General features: G+C 64.2%; 19 protein-coding genes and 1 tRNA gene. 8 read left to right on the plus strand and 12 right to left on the minus strand.

Features of this window, described 5'->3' with window-relative positions; genetic code table 11:
• Window positions 1–40 precede the first annotated feature (40 nt).
• Genes OU995_RS11600 through OU995_RS11610 form a run of 3 tightly spaced genes read right to left on the minus strand, consistent with a single transcriptional unit; the run spans window position 41 to window position 2,765 of the window.
• Window positions 41–1,150 carry a protein-glutamate methylesterase/protein-glutamine glutaminase gene (locus OU995_RS11600; protein WP_267835700.1) on the minus strand — a complete coding sequence of 370 codons (1,110 nt, stop codon included), beginning with the start codon at window positions 1,148–1,150 and terminating at the stop codon, window positions 41–43.
• A gap of 30 nt (window positions 1,151–1,180) precedes the next feature.
• Complete coding sequence (gene cheD / locus OU995_RS11605) at window positions 1,181–1,852, minus strand: chemoreceptor glutamine deamidase CheD (protein WP_420714853.1); 672 nt, start codon at window positions 1,850–1,852, stop codon at window positions 1,181–1,183.
• A gap of 52 nt (window positions 1,853–1,904) precedes the next feature.
• Window positions 1,905–2,765: a CheR family methyltransferase gene (locus OU995_RS11610; protein WP_267836244.1), complete on the minus strand. Its 861-nt coding sequence runs from the start codon at window positions 2,763–2,765 to the stop codon at window positions 1,905–1,907.
• A gap of 203 nt (window positions 2,766–2,968) precedes the next feature.
• Here OU995_RS11610 and OU995_RS11615 point away from each other — a divergent pair, with 203 nt between their 5' ends.
• The 4 genes from OU995_RS11615 (at window position 2,969) to OU995_RS11630 (ending at window position 5,484) form a co-directional block, all read left to right on the plus strand.
• A complete protein-coding gene (locus OU995_RS11615) occupies window positions 2,969–3,685 on the plus strand; it encodes a GGDEF domain-containing protein (RefSeq protein WP_324288740.1) in 717 nt (238 codons plus the stop codon).
• Complete coding sequence (locus OU995_RS11620) at window positions 3,682–4,494, plus strand: MinD/ParA family protein (protein WP_267835701.1); 813 nt, start codon at window positions 3,682–3,684, stop codon at window positions 4,492–4,494. The genes OU995_RS11615 and OU995_RS11620 overlap by 4 nt, the downstream gene beginning before the upstream one ends.
• A complete protein-coding gene (locus tag OU995_RS11625) occupies window positions 4,491–4,913 on the plus strand; it encodes a group II truncated hemoglobin (protein WP_267835702.1) in 423 nt (140 codons plus the stop codon). Before OU995_RS11620 ends, OU995_RS11625 begins: the two co-directional genes overlap by 4 nt.
• A 184-nt stretch (window positions 4,914–5,097) precedes the next feature.
• Window positions 5,098–5,484 (plus strand): hypothetical protein, encoded by a 387-nt coding sequence (locus OU995_RS11630; RefSeq protein WP_267835703.1) that lies wholly within the window; start codon window positions 5,098–5,100, stop codon window positions 5,482–5,484.
• Between the two features lie 57 nt (window positions 5,485–5,541).
• Here the strand turns inward: OU995_RS11630 and OU995_RS11635 are convergent, their stop codons facing one another.
• The 3 genes from OU995_RS11635 to radC all read right to left on the minus strand — a co-directional run bounded on the left by OU995_RS11635 (window position 5,542) and on the right by radC (window position 7,724).
• Window positions 5,542–6,210, minus strand: coding sequence for a hypothetical protein (locus OU995_RS11635; RefSeq protein WP_267835704.1), 669 nt, complete (start codon window positions 6,208–6,210; stop codon window positions 5,542–5,544).
• Between the two features lie 201 nt (window positions 6,211–6,411).
• Window positions 6,412–7,053: a Smr/MutS family protein gene (locus OU995_RS11640; RefSeq protein ID WP_267835705.1), complete on the minus strand. Its 642-nt coding sequence runs from the start codon at window positions 7,051–7,053 to the stop codon at window positions 6,412–6,414.
• Window positions 7,050–7,724, minus strand: coding sequence for a RadC family protein (radC, locus tag OU995_RS11645; RefSeq protein ID WP_267835706.1), 675 nt, complete (start codon window positions 7,722–7,724; stop codon window positions 7,050–7,052). Before radC ends, OU995_RS11640 begins: the two co-directional genes overlap by 4 nt.
• A gap of 73 nt (window positions 7,725–7,797) precedes the next feature.
• On the opposite strand from radC, the gene OU995_RS11650 reads away from it, so the two are divergent.
• The 4 genes from OU995_RS11650 to OU995_RS11665 all read left to right on the plus strand — a co-directional run bounded on the left by OU995_RS11650 (window position 7,798) and on the right by OU995_RS11665 (window position 10,888).
• A complete protein-coding gene (locus OU995_RS11650; protein ID WP_267835707.1) occupies window positions 7,798–8,241 on the plus strand; it encodes an FKBP-type peptidyl-prolyl cis-trans isomerase in 444 nt (147 codons plus the stop codon).
• Window positions 8,242–8,252: 11 nt separating this feature from the next.
• Window positions 8,253–9,221 carry a 4-hydroxy-3-methylbut-2-enyl diphosphate reductase gene (gene ispH, locus OU995_RS11655; RefSeq protein ID WP_267835708.1) on the plus strand — a complete coding sequence of 323 codons (969 nt, stop codon included), beginning with the start codon at window positions 8,253–8,255 and terminating at the stop codon, window positions 9,219–9,221.
• 123 nt (window positions 9,222–9,344) lie between these two features.
• On the plus strand, window positions 9,345–10,640 hold the full coding sequence (gene serS, locus OU995_RS11660) for a serine--tRNA ligase (RefSeq protein WP_267835709.1): 1,296 nt from the start codon (window positions 9,345–9,347) through the stop codon (window positions 10,638–10,640).
• A gap of 157 nt (window positions 10,641–10,797) precedes the next feature.
• Window positions 10,798–10,888 (plus strand) — tRNA-Ser (locus tag OU995_RS11665).
• A 97-nt stretch (window positions 10,889–10,985) separates the two neighbouring features.
• Here OU995_RS11665 and OU995_RS11670 read toward each other — a convergent pair.
• Genes OU995_RS11670 through OU995_RS11695 form a run of 6 tightly spaced genes read right to left on the minus strand, consistent with a single transcriptional unit; the run spans window position 10,986 to window position 14,473 of the window.
• On the minus strand, window positions 10,986–12,083 hold the full coding sequence (locus tag OU995_RS11670; RefSeq protein WP_267835710.1) for a tyrosine-type recombinase/integrase: 1,098 nt from the start codon (window positions 12,081–12,083) through the stop codon (window positions 10,986–10,988).
• Complete coding sequence (locus OU995_RS11675) at window positions 12,080–12,346, minus strand: DUF4224 domain-containing protein (RefSeq protein WP_267835711.1); 267 nt, start codon at window positions 12,344–12,346, stop codon at window positions 12,080–12,082. The genes OU995_RS11670 and OU995_RS11675 overlap by 4 nt, the downstream gene beginning before the upstream one ends.
• Window positions 12,339–12,563 carry a hypothetical protein gene (locus tag OU995_RS11680; RefSeq protein ID WP_267835712.1) on the minus strand — a complete coding sequence of 75 codons (225 nt, stop codon included), beginning with the start codon at window positions 12,561–12,563 and terminating at the stop codon, window positions 12,339–12,341. Before OU995_RS11680 ends, OU995_RS11675 begins: the two co-directional genes overlap by 8 nt.
• A complete protein-coding gene (locus OU995_RS11685; RefSeq protein ID WP_267835713.1) occupies window positions 12,560–12,991 on the minus strand; it encodes a hypothetical protein in 432 nt (143 codons plus the stop codon). The genes OU995_RS11680 and OU995_RS11685 overlap by 4 nt, the downstream gene beginning before the upstream one ends.
• Entirely contained in the window at window positions 12,975–13,208 is a 234-nt protein-coding gene (locus OU995_RS11690) for a hypothetical protein (RefSeq protein WP_267835714.1), read from the minus strand. Before OU995_RS11690 ends, OU995_RS11685 begins: the two co-directional genes overlap by 17 nt.
• Entirely contained in the window at window positions 13,208–14,473 is a 1,266-nt protein-coding gene (locus tag OU995_RS11695) for a hypothetical protein (protein WP_267835715.1), read from the minus strand. The genes OU995_RS11690 and OU995_RS11695 overlap by 1 nt, the downstream gene beginning before the upstream one ends.
• Window positions 14,474–14,475: the final 2 nt, after the last annotated feature.

A 14,475-nucleotide genomic window follows, 5' to 3' on the forward strand; every position in this document is an offset into this window, starting at 1 on the left:
GCGTTGAAGTCGGACCGTCGTGCTCGGCCCGCAGCCGGGCTTACACCCGGTTCAGCGACATGCCTGCCGTACTGCGCAGGCGTTCGATGAGTCGCGGTGCGATCTGCTGCAGCGGCAGCACTTCATCCGCCGCGCCAGCGTTGATCGCTTCCCGAGGCATGCCGAAGACCACGCAGGTGGCCTCGTCCTGGACGAAGTTGTAGGCCCCCGCGTCCTTCATCACCTTCATGGCCTTGGCGCCGTCCGCGCCCATACCGGTCAGCATGATGCCCAGGGCGTTCTGGCCGACCACCCGGGCCGCAGACTGGAACAACACTTCCACCGATGGCTTGTGCCGGTTCACCGGCTCGCCGTCCTGCACCCGGGCGATGTAGTTGGCGCCGGAGCGCTCCACACTGAAGTGCATCCCCCCGGGGGCGATGTAGCCGTGGCCGGGCAGGATCCGTTCACCGTCCTGCGCCTCTTTCACCCGGATCTTGCACAGGCCATCCAGGCGCGCGGCATAGCTGCGGGTGAACCCCGGCGGCATGTGTTGGGTGATGCACACGGCGGGGCAGTCCGCCGGCAGATTGATCAGCACGTCCTTGGTGGCTTCCGTGCCACCGGTCGATGCACCGATGAAGATGATCTTCTCGGTCGAGAGCCGGCCCAGGCTGGCAATCGGCGCGGCCGGGCGCGCGGCCGCCGTGCTGTGCGCCGCCGCAGCGCCGACCGCCCCGGCGGTGGGCGCCGGTGGCAAACGGCGGATCTGCGCCTTGGCCGCAATCCGGATCTTGTCGGTGATGTCGTGCGCCAGGGCGCGGATGCCGTCCGCCACACCGATCTTGGGCTTGGCCACAAAATCCACGGCGCCCAGCTCCAGGGCCTTGAGCGTCACTTCCGCGCCGCGCTCGGTCAGCGTGGACACCATCACCACGGGCATCGGACGCAGGCGCATCAGGCGCTGCAGGAAGTCCAGCCCGTCCATCTTGGGCATTTCCACATCCAGCGTGATCACGTCCGGATTCAGGTTGCGGATCATCTCCCGCGCCGCCAACGGATCACTGGCCGCGCCGATGCATTGCATGTCCGGCTGCCGGTTGATGATCTCGGTGAGGATGCTGCGCACCAGGGCGGAATCGTCCACCACGACAACGGTGGTCTTGGCCATTTCTTTTTACTCCTCGATACGGTGACTGATTCAGAACAGGTCGATGGACCCACCCGAACTGGCCACAGGTTGTGCCTTTTGGGCAGCGGCCTTGTCCTGCTGCACCAGTGCGTCGGCGTTGGTGGCCGCCAGTCGCTTTACCATGGCCTTGCCGCTGCGCGGCAGGAAGCAGACCTTGCGGGGGTAGATATCCATGACGTCCTTGGAGACCACGGGAATCCGTTCCGTCTTCAGATAGTCCAGGACGAAGTTGGTATTGCGCTCGCCGACGTTGATGGTGTTCATGCCGGCGATCACCGCGCCACCTCCGAAGATCTTGGCTTCCATGCGGCCCTTGCTGGCGCCGCGTTTCATCATCTCGTTGATCAGCAGTTCCATCGCAAAGGAACCGTAGCGCCCGGAGTCGCCCTGGCCCTCTGGCAGCATGAAGTGGTTCATGCCGCCGATCTGCGCATGCCGGTCCCAGAGGCAGGCGGCGATGCAGGAGCCCAGCGTGGTCATGACCAGCAGGTCGTCGTTGTCCACGAAATATTCGCCGGGCAACACCTTCACCGCCGCATTCTTGAAATGGGCGTCGTAGAAGAAGAACGAGGCTTCTCCCTGCTTGCGCGATTGCGTCTTGAGCTGGGCCACACGTGCCGCACCGGCACTGGCCAGCGCCGAGCTGTTGAGCAAGGCGGAAGAGGCGTTGGGCATGCTCATGGGTCTGCGATCAAAAGGGGTTGTACATCAGGACGGGGCACTCTGGGGTCGGTCAGCCGACCCGCTCGTAGATCGTTTTGCCGCGTAACTTGAACAGGTCACGCGACTCGGTGAAATTCTCGGAATGGCCAACAAACAACAGGCCGCCCGGACGCATCACCCGATGGATGCGCTCCAGCACCTTGCGTTGCGTAGGCGCATCAAAATAAATCATCACGTTGCGGCAGAACACGATGTGGAAGGGCTCCCCCAGCGACCACTGCGCATCCATCAGGTTCAGCGTGCGGAACTCGATCATGCGCGCCAATTCGGGCTTCACGCGGATACGACCCTCGTTCGCGCCCGTCCCGCGCAGGAAAAATTGCCGCAAGCGCTGAGGAGATAAGCCCCGGGACTCGGCGGCATACACCCCGCGACGAGCGGTATTCAGCACATTGGTGTCGATGTCGCTGGAAATGATCTGCACACCGGAACTGCTGCCCAGGGATTCCTGGCAGGTCATGGCAATGGAATACGGTTCTTCGCCGGTAGAGGCGGCGCAGCACCAGATACGGAGGGGTTTGCCAGGGAATGTCTTGAGGTCGTCAGTCAGGGAATGGAAATGATGCTCTTCCCGGAAGAACGATGTGAGGTTGGTTGTCAGGCAATTGACGAATTCCTGCCATTCCTGATCCGCTTGCGGACCACTGACGCTTTCCAGCCACTCCAGATAGCTGGCGAAAGAGCGGTGGCCAGTGTCCCGCAGACGCCGGGAGAGGCGGCTGTACACCATGGCATGTTTACCGTCGTGCAGGCTGATGCCGGCATGCTGATAAATCAGTTGCCGCACGCGGTCGAAATCGGCCCGGCTGAAACTGAATTCATGGTCGATGGCTTCAACGGGGGAGGCGGCTGCCGTGGGTCCAGGGCGCATGGGGCAGAACTTCTTTGATGTTAGGGATGCCGTAGCACCGAAGGGCATATGGTGAACGCCATTGTCGGCAATCGCTAGTTTGAGCGCTAGATCGTAAAAAGATGTGTGAAAGAGGTGGGACTCTGGCTGCTTTTTTTGACCCCTGAGCGGGGGATGGCGCTGATAGACTTCGTCGAAACACCCGCTGTTCCCCTCGGATCGCTTTGGATCAACCGCCCCGCCTCATCCCTGCGCAAGCCTTGCGCCTGGAACTTGCCCTGCAGTTACTGCAGCAGGCCGGTGCCATGCTTCCGGACGCCGAACCCTACACCGCTGTGTGGCTTCAAGGCATCGTGGACGCTTTGTGTGACCTCTCCAGCAAGGACGCGTTGACCGGTTTGGTCAATCGCCGCAGCTTCGAGATGGCCCTGGACCGCGAACTGGACCGGGTGGCGCGTTCCGGTGAGCCGGCCTTGCTGCTGGTGCTGGATATTGACCATTTCAAGGCCATCAATGACAACCATGGGCATGCCGCAGGGGACCAGGTCATCCGTGCGGTGGCACGCGCCATTGGGCAGATGGTGCGGCCGATGGACACGGTGGCCCGGATCGGCGGGGAGGAATTTGCCATCATCCTGCCCAATTGCCCGGCGACTTTTGGCGTGACCGTGGCAGACAGGATTCGAGACAAGGTGGCCAGTTTGATTGTGGATGTCGGCCAGGCGGCGCCGCTGACGACCACCATCAGCATCGGGGGGGCTTTCGCACCGCAATGGGTGAGGTCTTCCGCGTTGCTGTGGACCGAGCGGGCGGATCGCCAGCTCTACCGTGCCAAGGCCGAGGGCCGCAACCGTGCCTGTCTGGAGAGCCATATCGACTCTCTGGTCACAGCCGAGGAAAAAGGCATGTTGTTCGCCGTAACGCAACAGGATAGTGAATGAGCATGACAACAGCTCCTGCTGCAAGACCTGCCCGTGGAGGCGCCCGTACCTTGGCCGTGACCAGCGGCAAGGGCGGCGTGGGCAAGACCTTTGTATCGGCCAATCTGGCGGCGGCCCTGGCAGCGCGTGGTGAACGTGTGCTGGTGCTGGATGCCGACCTGGGCCTGGCCAATCTGGATGTGGTGCTGAACCTGCATCCCAAACTCACCCTTCACGACGTCTTTACCGATCGCTGCACCCTGGAGCAGGCCATTCTTCCAGCGCCCGGCGGCTTCCATGTGCTGCTGGCCGGTTCCGGCATGGTGGAGTATTCACGGCTGACGCCGGATGTGCGGGACAAACTCCTGCACATTCTGGAAATGGTCAAACCCCGTTTTGACTGGGTGCTGCTGGATACCGGCGCCGGGATTTCGGATGTGGTGCTGTTTGCGGTGTCCATGGCCACCGACGTGCTGGTGGTGGCCACCCCCGAGCCGACCTCGCTGACCGATGCCTACGCCACCATCAAGGTGCTGGCCACGCAGCAGAACCGCCGCCATGTGGGGCTGGTGATCAACCAGGCCAACCGGCCTGGTGAAGGCAAACTGATCTGCGGGCAACTGCAGCAGGTGCTGCAGCGCTTTGTGGGGCCCACGCCGGGGCAGACCTTCAAGCTGGAGCTGCTGTCCGAGGTGAAGAATGATCAGATGGTGCGCCAGGCGGTGCTGAAGCGGCAATTGCTGCTGGAGCACTACCCGGGCTCCGACGCGGCCCAGGCCATTCGCGCCCTGGCCACGAAACTGCTGGAGCAGCAGGCCTCACATCCATGAATCCGGACAGCAAGACCCAGCCGGCCACTCCCTTTGAATGGGTGGGCGGTGAAGCAGCGGTGCGCCAGTTGGTGGACCGCTTTTATGACCTGATGGACCTGGAGCCCGGCTTTGCGGAGCTGCGTTCGGTGCATCCGACCTCGCTGGACGGATCACGCGACAAGCTGTTCTGGTTTCTCTGCGGATGGCTGGGCGGGCCGGACTACTTCGTTGAGCGCTTCGGCCACCCTCGGCTGCGCGCCCGGCATCTGCCCTTCCGGGTGGGGCATGTGGAGCGGGACCAGTGGATGGCCTGCATGACCCAGGCCATGGCCGAGTGCGGCCTGGACGACACGCTGCGCGAGCGGCTGACCGCATCGTTCGCCAACACGGCGGACTGGATGGTCAATCAGGCGCCGCCGGTGCGCAAGGTGCTCTGACCAAGACTTGGGCGCATCGCCCCCTGTGTGCGGTGCCGCGCTCTGTGCGGTCGGACACTGTCCGGAAGCTGGGCACGTCACGGAATGTCAAGGACCGCCACTCCCGTGCATTTCTAACAGCAGCGGCTTTCGCGTCACGTCCCCCAGGAACACGGGTGCCATCCCATCGTCTACCGTTGAGCCCATGATGTTCACGACGTATGACGACGATGTGGTCGGCATCGATGCCAATCCCGACCTGCTTCATGTCCGCATTCATGACGGCCAGCTGTGGTTGTCGGAAGATGCACGCCAGGACATCGAAATCTGTGCCGGGCATTGTCCGGAGACGTCCAACCCGAGGTTGATGCTGGAATTCCTGCGTGCCGCCTGTCTGCGCCTGCAACTGGTGGACATGGAGAGCGAGGAAGCAGAAGGGGCCTTTATGTCCTTCTGCGTGCTCAAGGGCCTGGAGCATGCCATTGACACCCATTGGCAGGGCGCCGACGCCGTGGGCGCCTTCCGGCCCGAGCAACTGCTGCATGCCTTCACGTCCAGCTTTCACCCGCAGGTCAGCATGACCCTGCACTGAGCAGCGCTGGCCCGCGCGGGATGCACGGGCCAGGCTGCGCCACGACACGTGTGGCAATCAGTCCACGCGGAAACCGAAATCCTGCTGGAACCGGTGGTTGCCGGGGCAGACGTAGTGCTGCTTCAACGCCGTCTCGATCGACTGGGTGAAGGCCCGACGGGTCCGCGAGTCCATCGTGCCCTGCAGGGTGCGGATATCTGCGGACACCACACGTCCTGCCTGCACCTCGGCCACCACCCGGAACACGGCTTCACCGGCCCAGTGAACGGAAGGCATGTCGGGGGTGCCGGTGGAGGTGCACACCATGGCGGGGGTCACCGTCTCACGCTGGGCCGGCACCGGTGGCGTGGTGGTGCCGGTGTCAGCGCCGCCGGACACCATGGGCTCCGCGGTGCTGGACGTGCTGGTCGCCACCGCAGCGGTGCTCGGCGTTGCGGCCGGCACGGTGGGCGTCACTGGCGGCATTTCGGGGATCTCCACCAGCAGTTGCTTGATCGGCTGCTGCAAAGGCGGTTCCGGCACACGGACGGGCTCGACCTTGGGTGACGGCTGCTTGACGATGTCCACGGTCACCTGGGTCAGCGGCGGCGGTTTCGGCGCGGCATGGCGCCGGAACCCCTCCACCAGGGCGGCCACCATGGCCACGTGGACCAGCGCCACAACGATCAAACCGGCCGTACGGGTGTGACCCGACGCGCCCCAGGGGCGAACGGTTGCTGAAGGCATGCGAATCCCTCCCCATCGATTGCGATGGATACGTAGTTGAGAATAGATGTCAACAACGCCGGCGTGGGCCCAGACTAGGGGCGAGGGCGGGGGGGCGTCAACGGGTTGTTCCGCAAAACAACGCGCCAAAACCCTGAGCGCTAGTGGTGGGAGCGAGATGAGAGCGAGATGGGGGCGGGGGAGGGGGCTTTGGACGGGGCGTCAGGTGGCGTTGAGCAGCACCATCAGGGCGCCGCTGCCGCCATCGCTGGCGCGGGCCTGGACAAAGGCCAGCACTTCTTCCTTCTGCACCAGCCAGCGCCGCACCCGTGCTTTGAGCACCGGTTCACGGCCCGGAGAGCCATTGCCCTTGCCATGCACCACCCGTACACAGCGCAGGCCACGGCGAGCGCTGTCATGGATGAACTGGCCCAGCGCCTCGCGGGCCTGGTCGCGGCGCAGGCCGTGCAGGTCGATCTGGCCTTGCAAGGCCCAATGGCCACGCCGCAGCTTGCGCACGGACTCCTGGGTGATCTCGGGACGGCGGAAAGAAAGGGTCTCGTCGGTCTCCAGCAGGGAGTCCACATCGAAATCATCGGAGAGGGCCTGTTTCCAGGCCCTCTGTTCATCCAGCAGCCGCTGCACCGGCTCCGGCGCGGGCCGACCGGGGCTCAGCAGCACGCGGTTGGCTTCCGGCAGCTTGACCACCGGACCCACCGTCAATTCAAAGATGCGGGCTTCCTGTTCGCGCAGGCGTGCCTGCGCCGCCTCACGCTCGCGGCGTTCTTCGTCCGCGCGCTGGCGGATCCGCAGTTCTCGATGCAGGGTCTGCAGGTCTTGCAGGCTGCGCAGGCGATCATTCACAACAATCCCAATTCGGCCATGGAGACAGCACGCCCCGCGCCAACCACAAAGTGATCCAGCATCTTCACGTCCACCAGGGCCAGGGCCTGCTTCATCGTCTCCGTCAGCTTGATGTCTGCCGGCGAGGGCTGGGGATGGCCGGAGGGATGGTTGTGTGCCAGGACCACCGCACCGGCTTCCAGGGCCAGTGCACGTTTCACCACTTCGCGGGGGTACGCAATGGTATGGGATAGGGTACCCCGGAACATGTTGTCCATACGGATCAGTCGGTGGCGAACGTCCAGAAACATCACGGCGAAGCATTCGTGAGGCTCGGCGTCCAGTTGCAGGCGCAGGTAGGTGCGGACCGACTCGGTGGATTCAAAGATCGGCTGATCGGACAGGGTTTTGCGCAGGCCGCGGCGGGCCAGTTCCATGACGGCCACCAGCATCGCCTGCTTGGAGGGCCCCAGGCCGCGCACGTCGGCTAGGTCCTGCGGCGCAGCCCGCAGCAGGCCGGCCAGGCCATTGAATCGGTCCAACAGGTCGCGGGCCAGTTGGAGCACCGGCTGGCCGGGCAGGCCGGTGCGCAGCAGGATGGCCAGCAGTTCGCAGTCGGTGAGGGTGTCGGGACCGCGGGCCAGGAGTTTTTCCCGGGGGCGGCAGTCGGTGGGGAGGCTGAGGAAGGTCATCTGGGGTGCTTTCGGGAGTTAGGCGGCGCTCAAGCCTAAAATCCGGCTTCGATTTCCAAAATACCCCTGACTTGTGAACCTCGTCCAACCTGGATCGTTCCTGACCCTGCATTACCGGCTGACCGGCCCGGATGGCCAGGACGTGATCAACACCTTTGACGACAAGCCCGCCACGCTGTCGCTGGGGGCCGGCGAGCTCGCGCCCGCGATCGAGGCCCGCCTCATCGGCCTGGCCGAAGGCAGCCGCACCACGCTGGAGCTGGGCCCGGGCGAAGCCTTCGGGGACCGCAATCCGGACATGCTGCAGCGGGTGAAGCTCAGCCTCATGCGGGAGCTGGGCGATCCCACCGAGGTCTATCAGGTGGGGGATGTGGTGCAGTTCCCCACACCGGATGGCCAGGGGCAATATGCCGGTGTCGTGCGCGAGGTGGGGGCGGACTGGCTGCTGTTCGACTTCAACCACCCGCTGGCTGGCCAGCCGGTGAGCTTTGAAGTGCAACTGATCGGCGTGCTGTGAGCGGAGCGGACATGCAGGCAAGCAAAGACATCATCCTGGCGGAACCGCGCGGCTTCTGTGCGGGGGTGGACCGGGCCATCGAGATCGTGGAGCGGGCGCTGAAGAAATTCGGCGCGCCTATCTATGTGCGCCATGAGATCGTGCACAACACCTATGTGGTGAACGACCTCAAGGCCAAGGGCGCCATCTTCATCGAAGACCTGGCCGATGTGCCGCCGGGCGCCACGCTGGTGTTCTCGGCCCACGGCGTCAGCCAGGCGGTGCGACAGGAAGCGGCACAGCGCGGCTTCCAGGTATTTGACGCCACTTGCCCACTGGTCACCAAGGTGCATGTGGAAGTGGCCAAGCTGCACCGTGAGGGCTACGAGTTCATCATGATCGGCCACAAGGGGCATCCCGAAGTGGAAGGCACCATGGGCCAGCTCAGCGACGGCATCTACCTGGTAGAAGAGGCGTCGGACGTGCCCCATGTGCAGGTGAAGGACCCGTCGCGTCTGGCGGTGGTTACCCAGACCACGCTGAGCGTGGATGACGCGGCGGAGATCCTCGCGGCGGTGAAGCGCCACTTCCCGCAGGTGCGTGAGCCCAAGAAGCAGGACATCTGCTACGCCACCCAGAACCGCCAGGATGCGGTGAAGGTGCTGGCCCCGACGGTGGATGTGGTGATTGTGGTGGGCAGCCCCACCAGTTCCAACAGCAACCGCCTGCGTGAACTGGCGGAGCGCCTGGGCACACCCGCCTACATGGTGGATGCGGCGGAAGACCTTCAGCCCCAGTGGCTGGAGGGCCGCAACCGGGTGGGCCTGACGGCGGGCGCGTCCGCCCCGGACGTGTTGGTGCAGGCGGTGATCGACCGTTTGCGCCAGATGGGCGCCACCACGGTGCGCACGCTGCCGGGCGTGGAGGAGCATGTGCGCTTCCCGCTGCCCATGGGGCTGGGCGACAAGTCCATGGCCGAGGTCACCAGCGAACGATCTTGATCCCCGCTGGCAGGCGTCCGTGGGCATGAATGCACCCCGGACGCCTGCGTTGACCTCTCCCTGGCGCGGGTGCTGGACACCCTGCGCTGCCTTGAGCATCCAAGAACATTGAAGAGAACCGACATGCTGGACATTACCCAATTGCGCAAGGACCTGGACGCCGTGGTGGCGCGTCTGCAGGCTCGCAAGAATCCCCAACCCTATCTGGACGTGGACCGCTACAAGGCGCTGGAGGCCGAGCGCAAGCAGGTGCAGATGCGCACGGAAGAGCTGCAGGCCAAGCGCAACTCGCTGTCCAAGCAGGTGGGGCAGCTCAAGAGCAAGGGCGAGGACGCCAGCGCCTTGATGGCCGAAGTGGGCGGCATTGCCGATGAGCTGAAGGCCGGTGCGGAACGCCTGGACGGCATCCAGACCGAACTCAACCAGATGCTGATGAGCGTTCCCAATCTGCCGCATGAGAGCGTGCCGGTGGGCAGCGGCGAAGAAGGCAATGTGGAAGTGCGCCGTTGGGGCACGCCGCGTGAGCTGGACTTTGCAGCGCGGGACCACGTGGATCTGGGAGCACCGCTGGGCCTGGACTTTGAGACCGGCGCCAAATTGTCGGGTTCGCGCTTCACCTTCATGAAGGGCCCGATGGCCCGCCTGCACCGCGCGCTGGCGCAGTTCATGCTGGACCTGCAGACACAGGCGCACGGCTATACCGAGTGCTACACGCCCTACATCGTCAACCGCGAAGTGCTGGAAGGCACCGGCCAGTTGCCGAAGTTCAAGGAAGACATGTTCTGGGTGCTGCGCGGCGGCGATGAAGAGGCGGTGGAGCAATACCTGATCTCCACCTCGGAAATCTCGCTGACCAACACGGTGCGTGAGCAGGTGCTGGATGCGGCGCAACTGCCGATCAAGCTGACGGCGCACAGCCCTTGCTTCCGCTCGGAAGCGGGCAGTGGGGGCCGTGACGTGCGCGGCATGATCCGCCAGCATCAGTTCGACAAGGTGGAGATGGTGCAGATCGTCCATCCGGAGAAGAGCTACGAAGCGTTGGAAGAGATGGTGGGCCATGCGGAAGCCGTGCTGCAGAAGCTGGGCCTGCCGTACCGCGTGATGTCGCTGTGCACCGGGGACATGGGCTTTGGCGCGGCCAAGACCTACGACCTGGAAGTGTGGCTGCCGGCTCAGAACACCTACCGGGAGATCAGCTCGTGCTCCAACTGCGAGGGCTTCCAGGCGCGCCGCATGCAGGCGCGTTTCAAGAATGCGCAGGGCAAGAACGAGCTGGTGCACACCCTCAATGGTTCTGGTCTGGCTGTGGGGCGGACGCTGGTGGCGGTGCTGGAGAACTACCAGCAGGCCGATGGCAGCATTGAGGTGCCGGAGGCGCTGCGCCCCTACCTGGGCGGGCAGGCGGTGTTGAAGGCCTGACCGGGCGTTGTGGTTGCTGCGGTGAGCTGAACGCAAGTTGCGTGTGAGCGGCGCGCGCGAGGTACCGCACGAACCTGCTCCAGAACTTGTTCAGGGCCCGAAAACGCTGCTACACTCTTGGTCTTTCTCGCTTCCCAGCGGGGAAACCACCGAATCAGGGAAGGTGGCAGAGTGGTTGAATGTACCTGACTCGAAATCAGGCGTACGGTAACCCCGTACCGGGGGTTCGAATCCCCCCCTTCCCGCCAAAATGCTTGCTAGATCAAGCACTTAGAAACCAGCCTTCCGGCTGGTTTTTTCGTTTCTGCCCACCATTTCCGTAACCCATTTCCGTAACCACAGGCGCTATCGCGTGGGTTTGGCCTTCTCGCCGACCCGCCGATAGACCTGTTTGGTGATCTCTTCCTTGGTGTGGCCGAGCAGTTTCTGCGCCTGCTCGATGCTCTCAATTTCGGACGCCGCCTTGGGCCGAATATCCCGGATCTGGAACTTCCCGATGCGCTCGGCCAGGTCGAAGTCCTTTGCTGCTTCGGCCTCAAGGCGTGCCGCCCGGCGGGCCGCCTCGAACCGGTTGCGCAGCATCAGGCGGGACAGCGGCTGGCCGCGCATGTTGAGCAGCAGCCGCATGCCGGTGACCGGCCGCGACGTGATGTCGTCGATCAGCTTGCCGAGCTGCGTGCGCACCCCGGTGTCCTCGTCGGTCAGCATGATCCGCAGGTACTTCTTCGTCTTGCCCTGGCGCACCAGCAGCGCGTCATTCACGACCTGCCGCTGGGTGATGTTCACCACGTCGTCGGGCCGCTGGCCGCAGAGGTACGCCATGTCCATGGCATCGCGCAGATCCCGCTCGCCCTTCCCGTAGACCGCCTTCCAGACCTCGTCGTCCACGTAGTTGTCCCGGGGCTGCTCTGGGTTCTTGTGCATCCCACGGCACGGGTTTGGCTCGTCGGTCAGGCCCCACTCGCGGGCGTAGTTCCAGATCGTGCTGAGCAGGGCCAGCTCGCGATTAGCGGCGATCGGCGCCGGCTTGCCGCCCGGGTCGCGCACCGTCCCATCCTTGCGCAGGCGCTTCTTCGTCTTGCGCTTGTCACGGTAGTCGGCCAGGTGCTTCGTCTTCACGCTCTTGAACGTGGCGCGGGCGAAGTAGGCCTCGAGCGTGGACAGCTCGGCGTCGTTCAGGATCTGGGTCTTGGGCGCCTTCTTCGGCAGCACGTCGCGGCGGTACTTGGCGAATGCTGCGGCCAGGCCGGTGGGCGCCTGAGGCTGGCCCTCCAGCTCTGCCCACTTGCGCTTCGCCTCCACTAGGTCGGTACCCAGCGGGATCTCTTTGCGCCCGCCGGCGTTGTAGTAGTAGCCGACCCACTCTGATCCATCCGCGCGCTTGCGGCGCCGCGCCAGCATGCGGGGCGGCAGGTGCGCACCCTTGGTCCGTGGTCTGATCATGCGTTGATGGCGTCCATGTTGGGCTGCCATTCCTCTTCTTCGTTCTTCAGCACGCTGGACAGCTCCAGACCGCCCAGCTTCAGATTCGCATACAGGCGGCCCACCCGGGGCTCACCGTGGCGGGTGGTGGTGAATTTCCAGCCATTGTCCTTAAGCCACTGCACCTGCAGCAGCCGCGTGTTCGCGCCGGTGATCTGCGACAGCTCCTGATCGGTCAGCAGCGTCGTGTTCTCCGCGGGGAGGTGGAGCAGTGCGTCAGCCATGGTCGAATCCCGTTTTGCGATGGCAGCGCGGGCAGCGCTGCAGGTTGTCGGGCGTCTGCTGGTCCTGGAACGCGATCCAGCCATGGTGGTCGTTGTTGACGGCGTAGACGCGCCGGAGCCAATAGAAGGCGCCGGTGAAGTGAAAGTTCGATCCCGTGTACAACACCTGGCGGATAGGCAACCAGGCGAAGCGCACCTGAAACAGAGGCGCGCTCATGCTTGCTCGCCTCCCTCAAACAGATCCGCCAGCGCTTTCCGGGCGCGGCGCGTGGCCTGTGCGTTGGCCCGGTGGTGCTGGGCGTCATACGCCAGGTGGCACTTCTGGCACCACGCCCTCAGGTTCTCCGGCTCGCAGTTCTCCGGGACGTGGTCAAGGTGCGCGATGGTCAGCACCACATCCACCATGCGCGAAACCTCGTAGTCGCTCATGTGGATCTGGCCCAGACGCTCGCCGGTCTGGTCGCTGAACACCTCGGCCGTGTCCAGCATGTAGGTGCCAGCATCGTCGCCGCCGCCGCGTGCAATGCGCTCGCGGTTGGGTGCCTTGCAGCGCTCGCAGCGATGGCCAGCACGCTCCAGGATGGCGACGCGGATCTGCTTCCAGTTCGCCGGGTAGCGGGCACGGTTCTCAGTCTTGATTGGCATGCTCGCCTCCCTCAGACATGGCGGCGCGTGTCAGTTGCTCAAAGAGCGCCGGGTGCATGACCACCAATCCGCCGCTTAGGAGGTAGCAACCCGGCGTTGTCCATTGGCGCTTCTTCACGCTGTAGCGCTTTCTACGGCGGCGCGGGTTGCATACAACGTCGAAGGCCGTGTGGTGCTGCACCGCCTCGGGGCTTACGTGGATCTGGATGCCAAACATCAGGCGCCTCCAGTGGAGCGGATGCCGTGGGCATACCCTGCCCGGTATGCGCGGCGCATGCTGTTCTGCACCTGATCCCATCGAAAACGGTCGCCGAATTCAGCATCCAGGCCAGTGTTGACTTCTTCGTCCGTCAGCGGCTTGCGCTGCTCACCCCCGTCCCGTAGTGCCTGCGCGTCCACTCCGGCCCATGCTTTGGCGCCTTCTTCGGTCATTCGCTGGATTTGGGCTTCGTCAATGTCGGTGGCGGGATGCTCGCTGGGGGCAATGCCAAGCGTCGGCAGAGCGCCCAGCCGCTGCCCGTTTTCCAGCGCGATCCCGCAATGGCGGACCAGTTGATAGCCTGCTTCGTTCAACGCTTTGCGGATCAACTTATCGTCGCTGCGGTTGCCCACTTTCTCGGCTGCATTCATCGCTTTCCATAGTGCAAGGTCCGTGCTGGTTTGGTCTGCCGCTACCGCAACGCAGCGCTCCTCGCCCCCGTCCCTCAGTGACTGCGCGTCCACGCCAGCCCACGCTTTCGCGCCTTCGTCGGTCATGCGCTTCAGGTGGGCTTCGTCAATGTCGGCGGCGGGCTTGCGCTGCTCGCTGGGGGCGGGAGGCTGAGGGGCGGCGTAGAGCGCCATGGTGAAGCGGCCGGCCGGTGTGAGTCGCAAGGGTATGTAAACCCCGCTGCCATCAATCGGATCATTGAGGCGATGAATCTGCTTCGGGCTCATGTATGCCACAGGCACCGCCTGCGCCTGCGCCTTGGCTTCTGGCGAAGGGGCGTCAATTTTTCCAGCGCACGTTGCGCACAGCTTCGCACGCTCGCAAGTTTCACCGCACTGATTGATTCTTGGCGCTGCCTGGGCGGCGCGGGGCGAGTCAAGCGCCGCATCAACACGGGCTACGACCTGATCGGCATACCCCAAAAGCTTCCCTGCCAAATCGGGGGCGTCACGGCGAATCTTGATCAGCAACTTTGCGATGGTGTCGCGCGCTTCTTCCAGCAGGTCCGTCATCGCCTTCGGCTGTGCAGGGGCAGAGGCATACAGAGGACCCTCGAAGTCGCACAGCGGCGGTGGCGAGCCTTCATGCCGTGTGTAGGTCGCCTCGCCTTCGTGCTCTTCACCCGTCGCTACCAGAAAGATGCGAGGCTGTGCGGGGGCAGAGGCGAGATAGGCGCGGATGGTGGCAAGCTGTTTGTGCTTGGACATGACGAAAGCGCCGCTGTATTGCTCGATGCTATCCAGCGCGAGTATTGCTTCGGTGTTGGTGGTCATGG

Source organism: Roseateles sp. SL47 (assembly GCF_026625885.1).
Lineage (GTDB): Bacteria > Pseudomonadota > Gammaproteobacteria > Burkholderiales > Burkholderiaceae_C > Roseateles.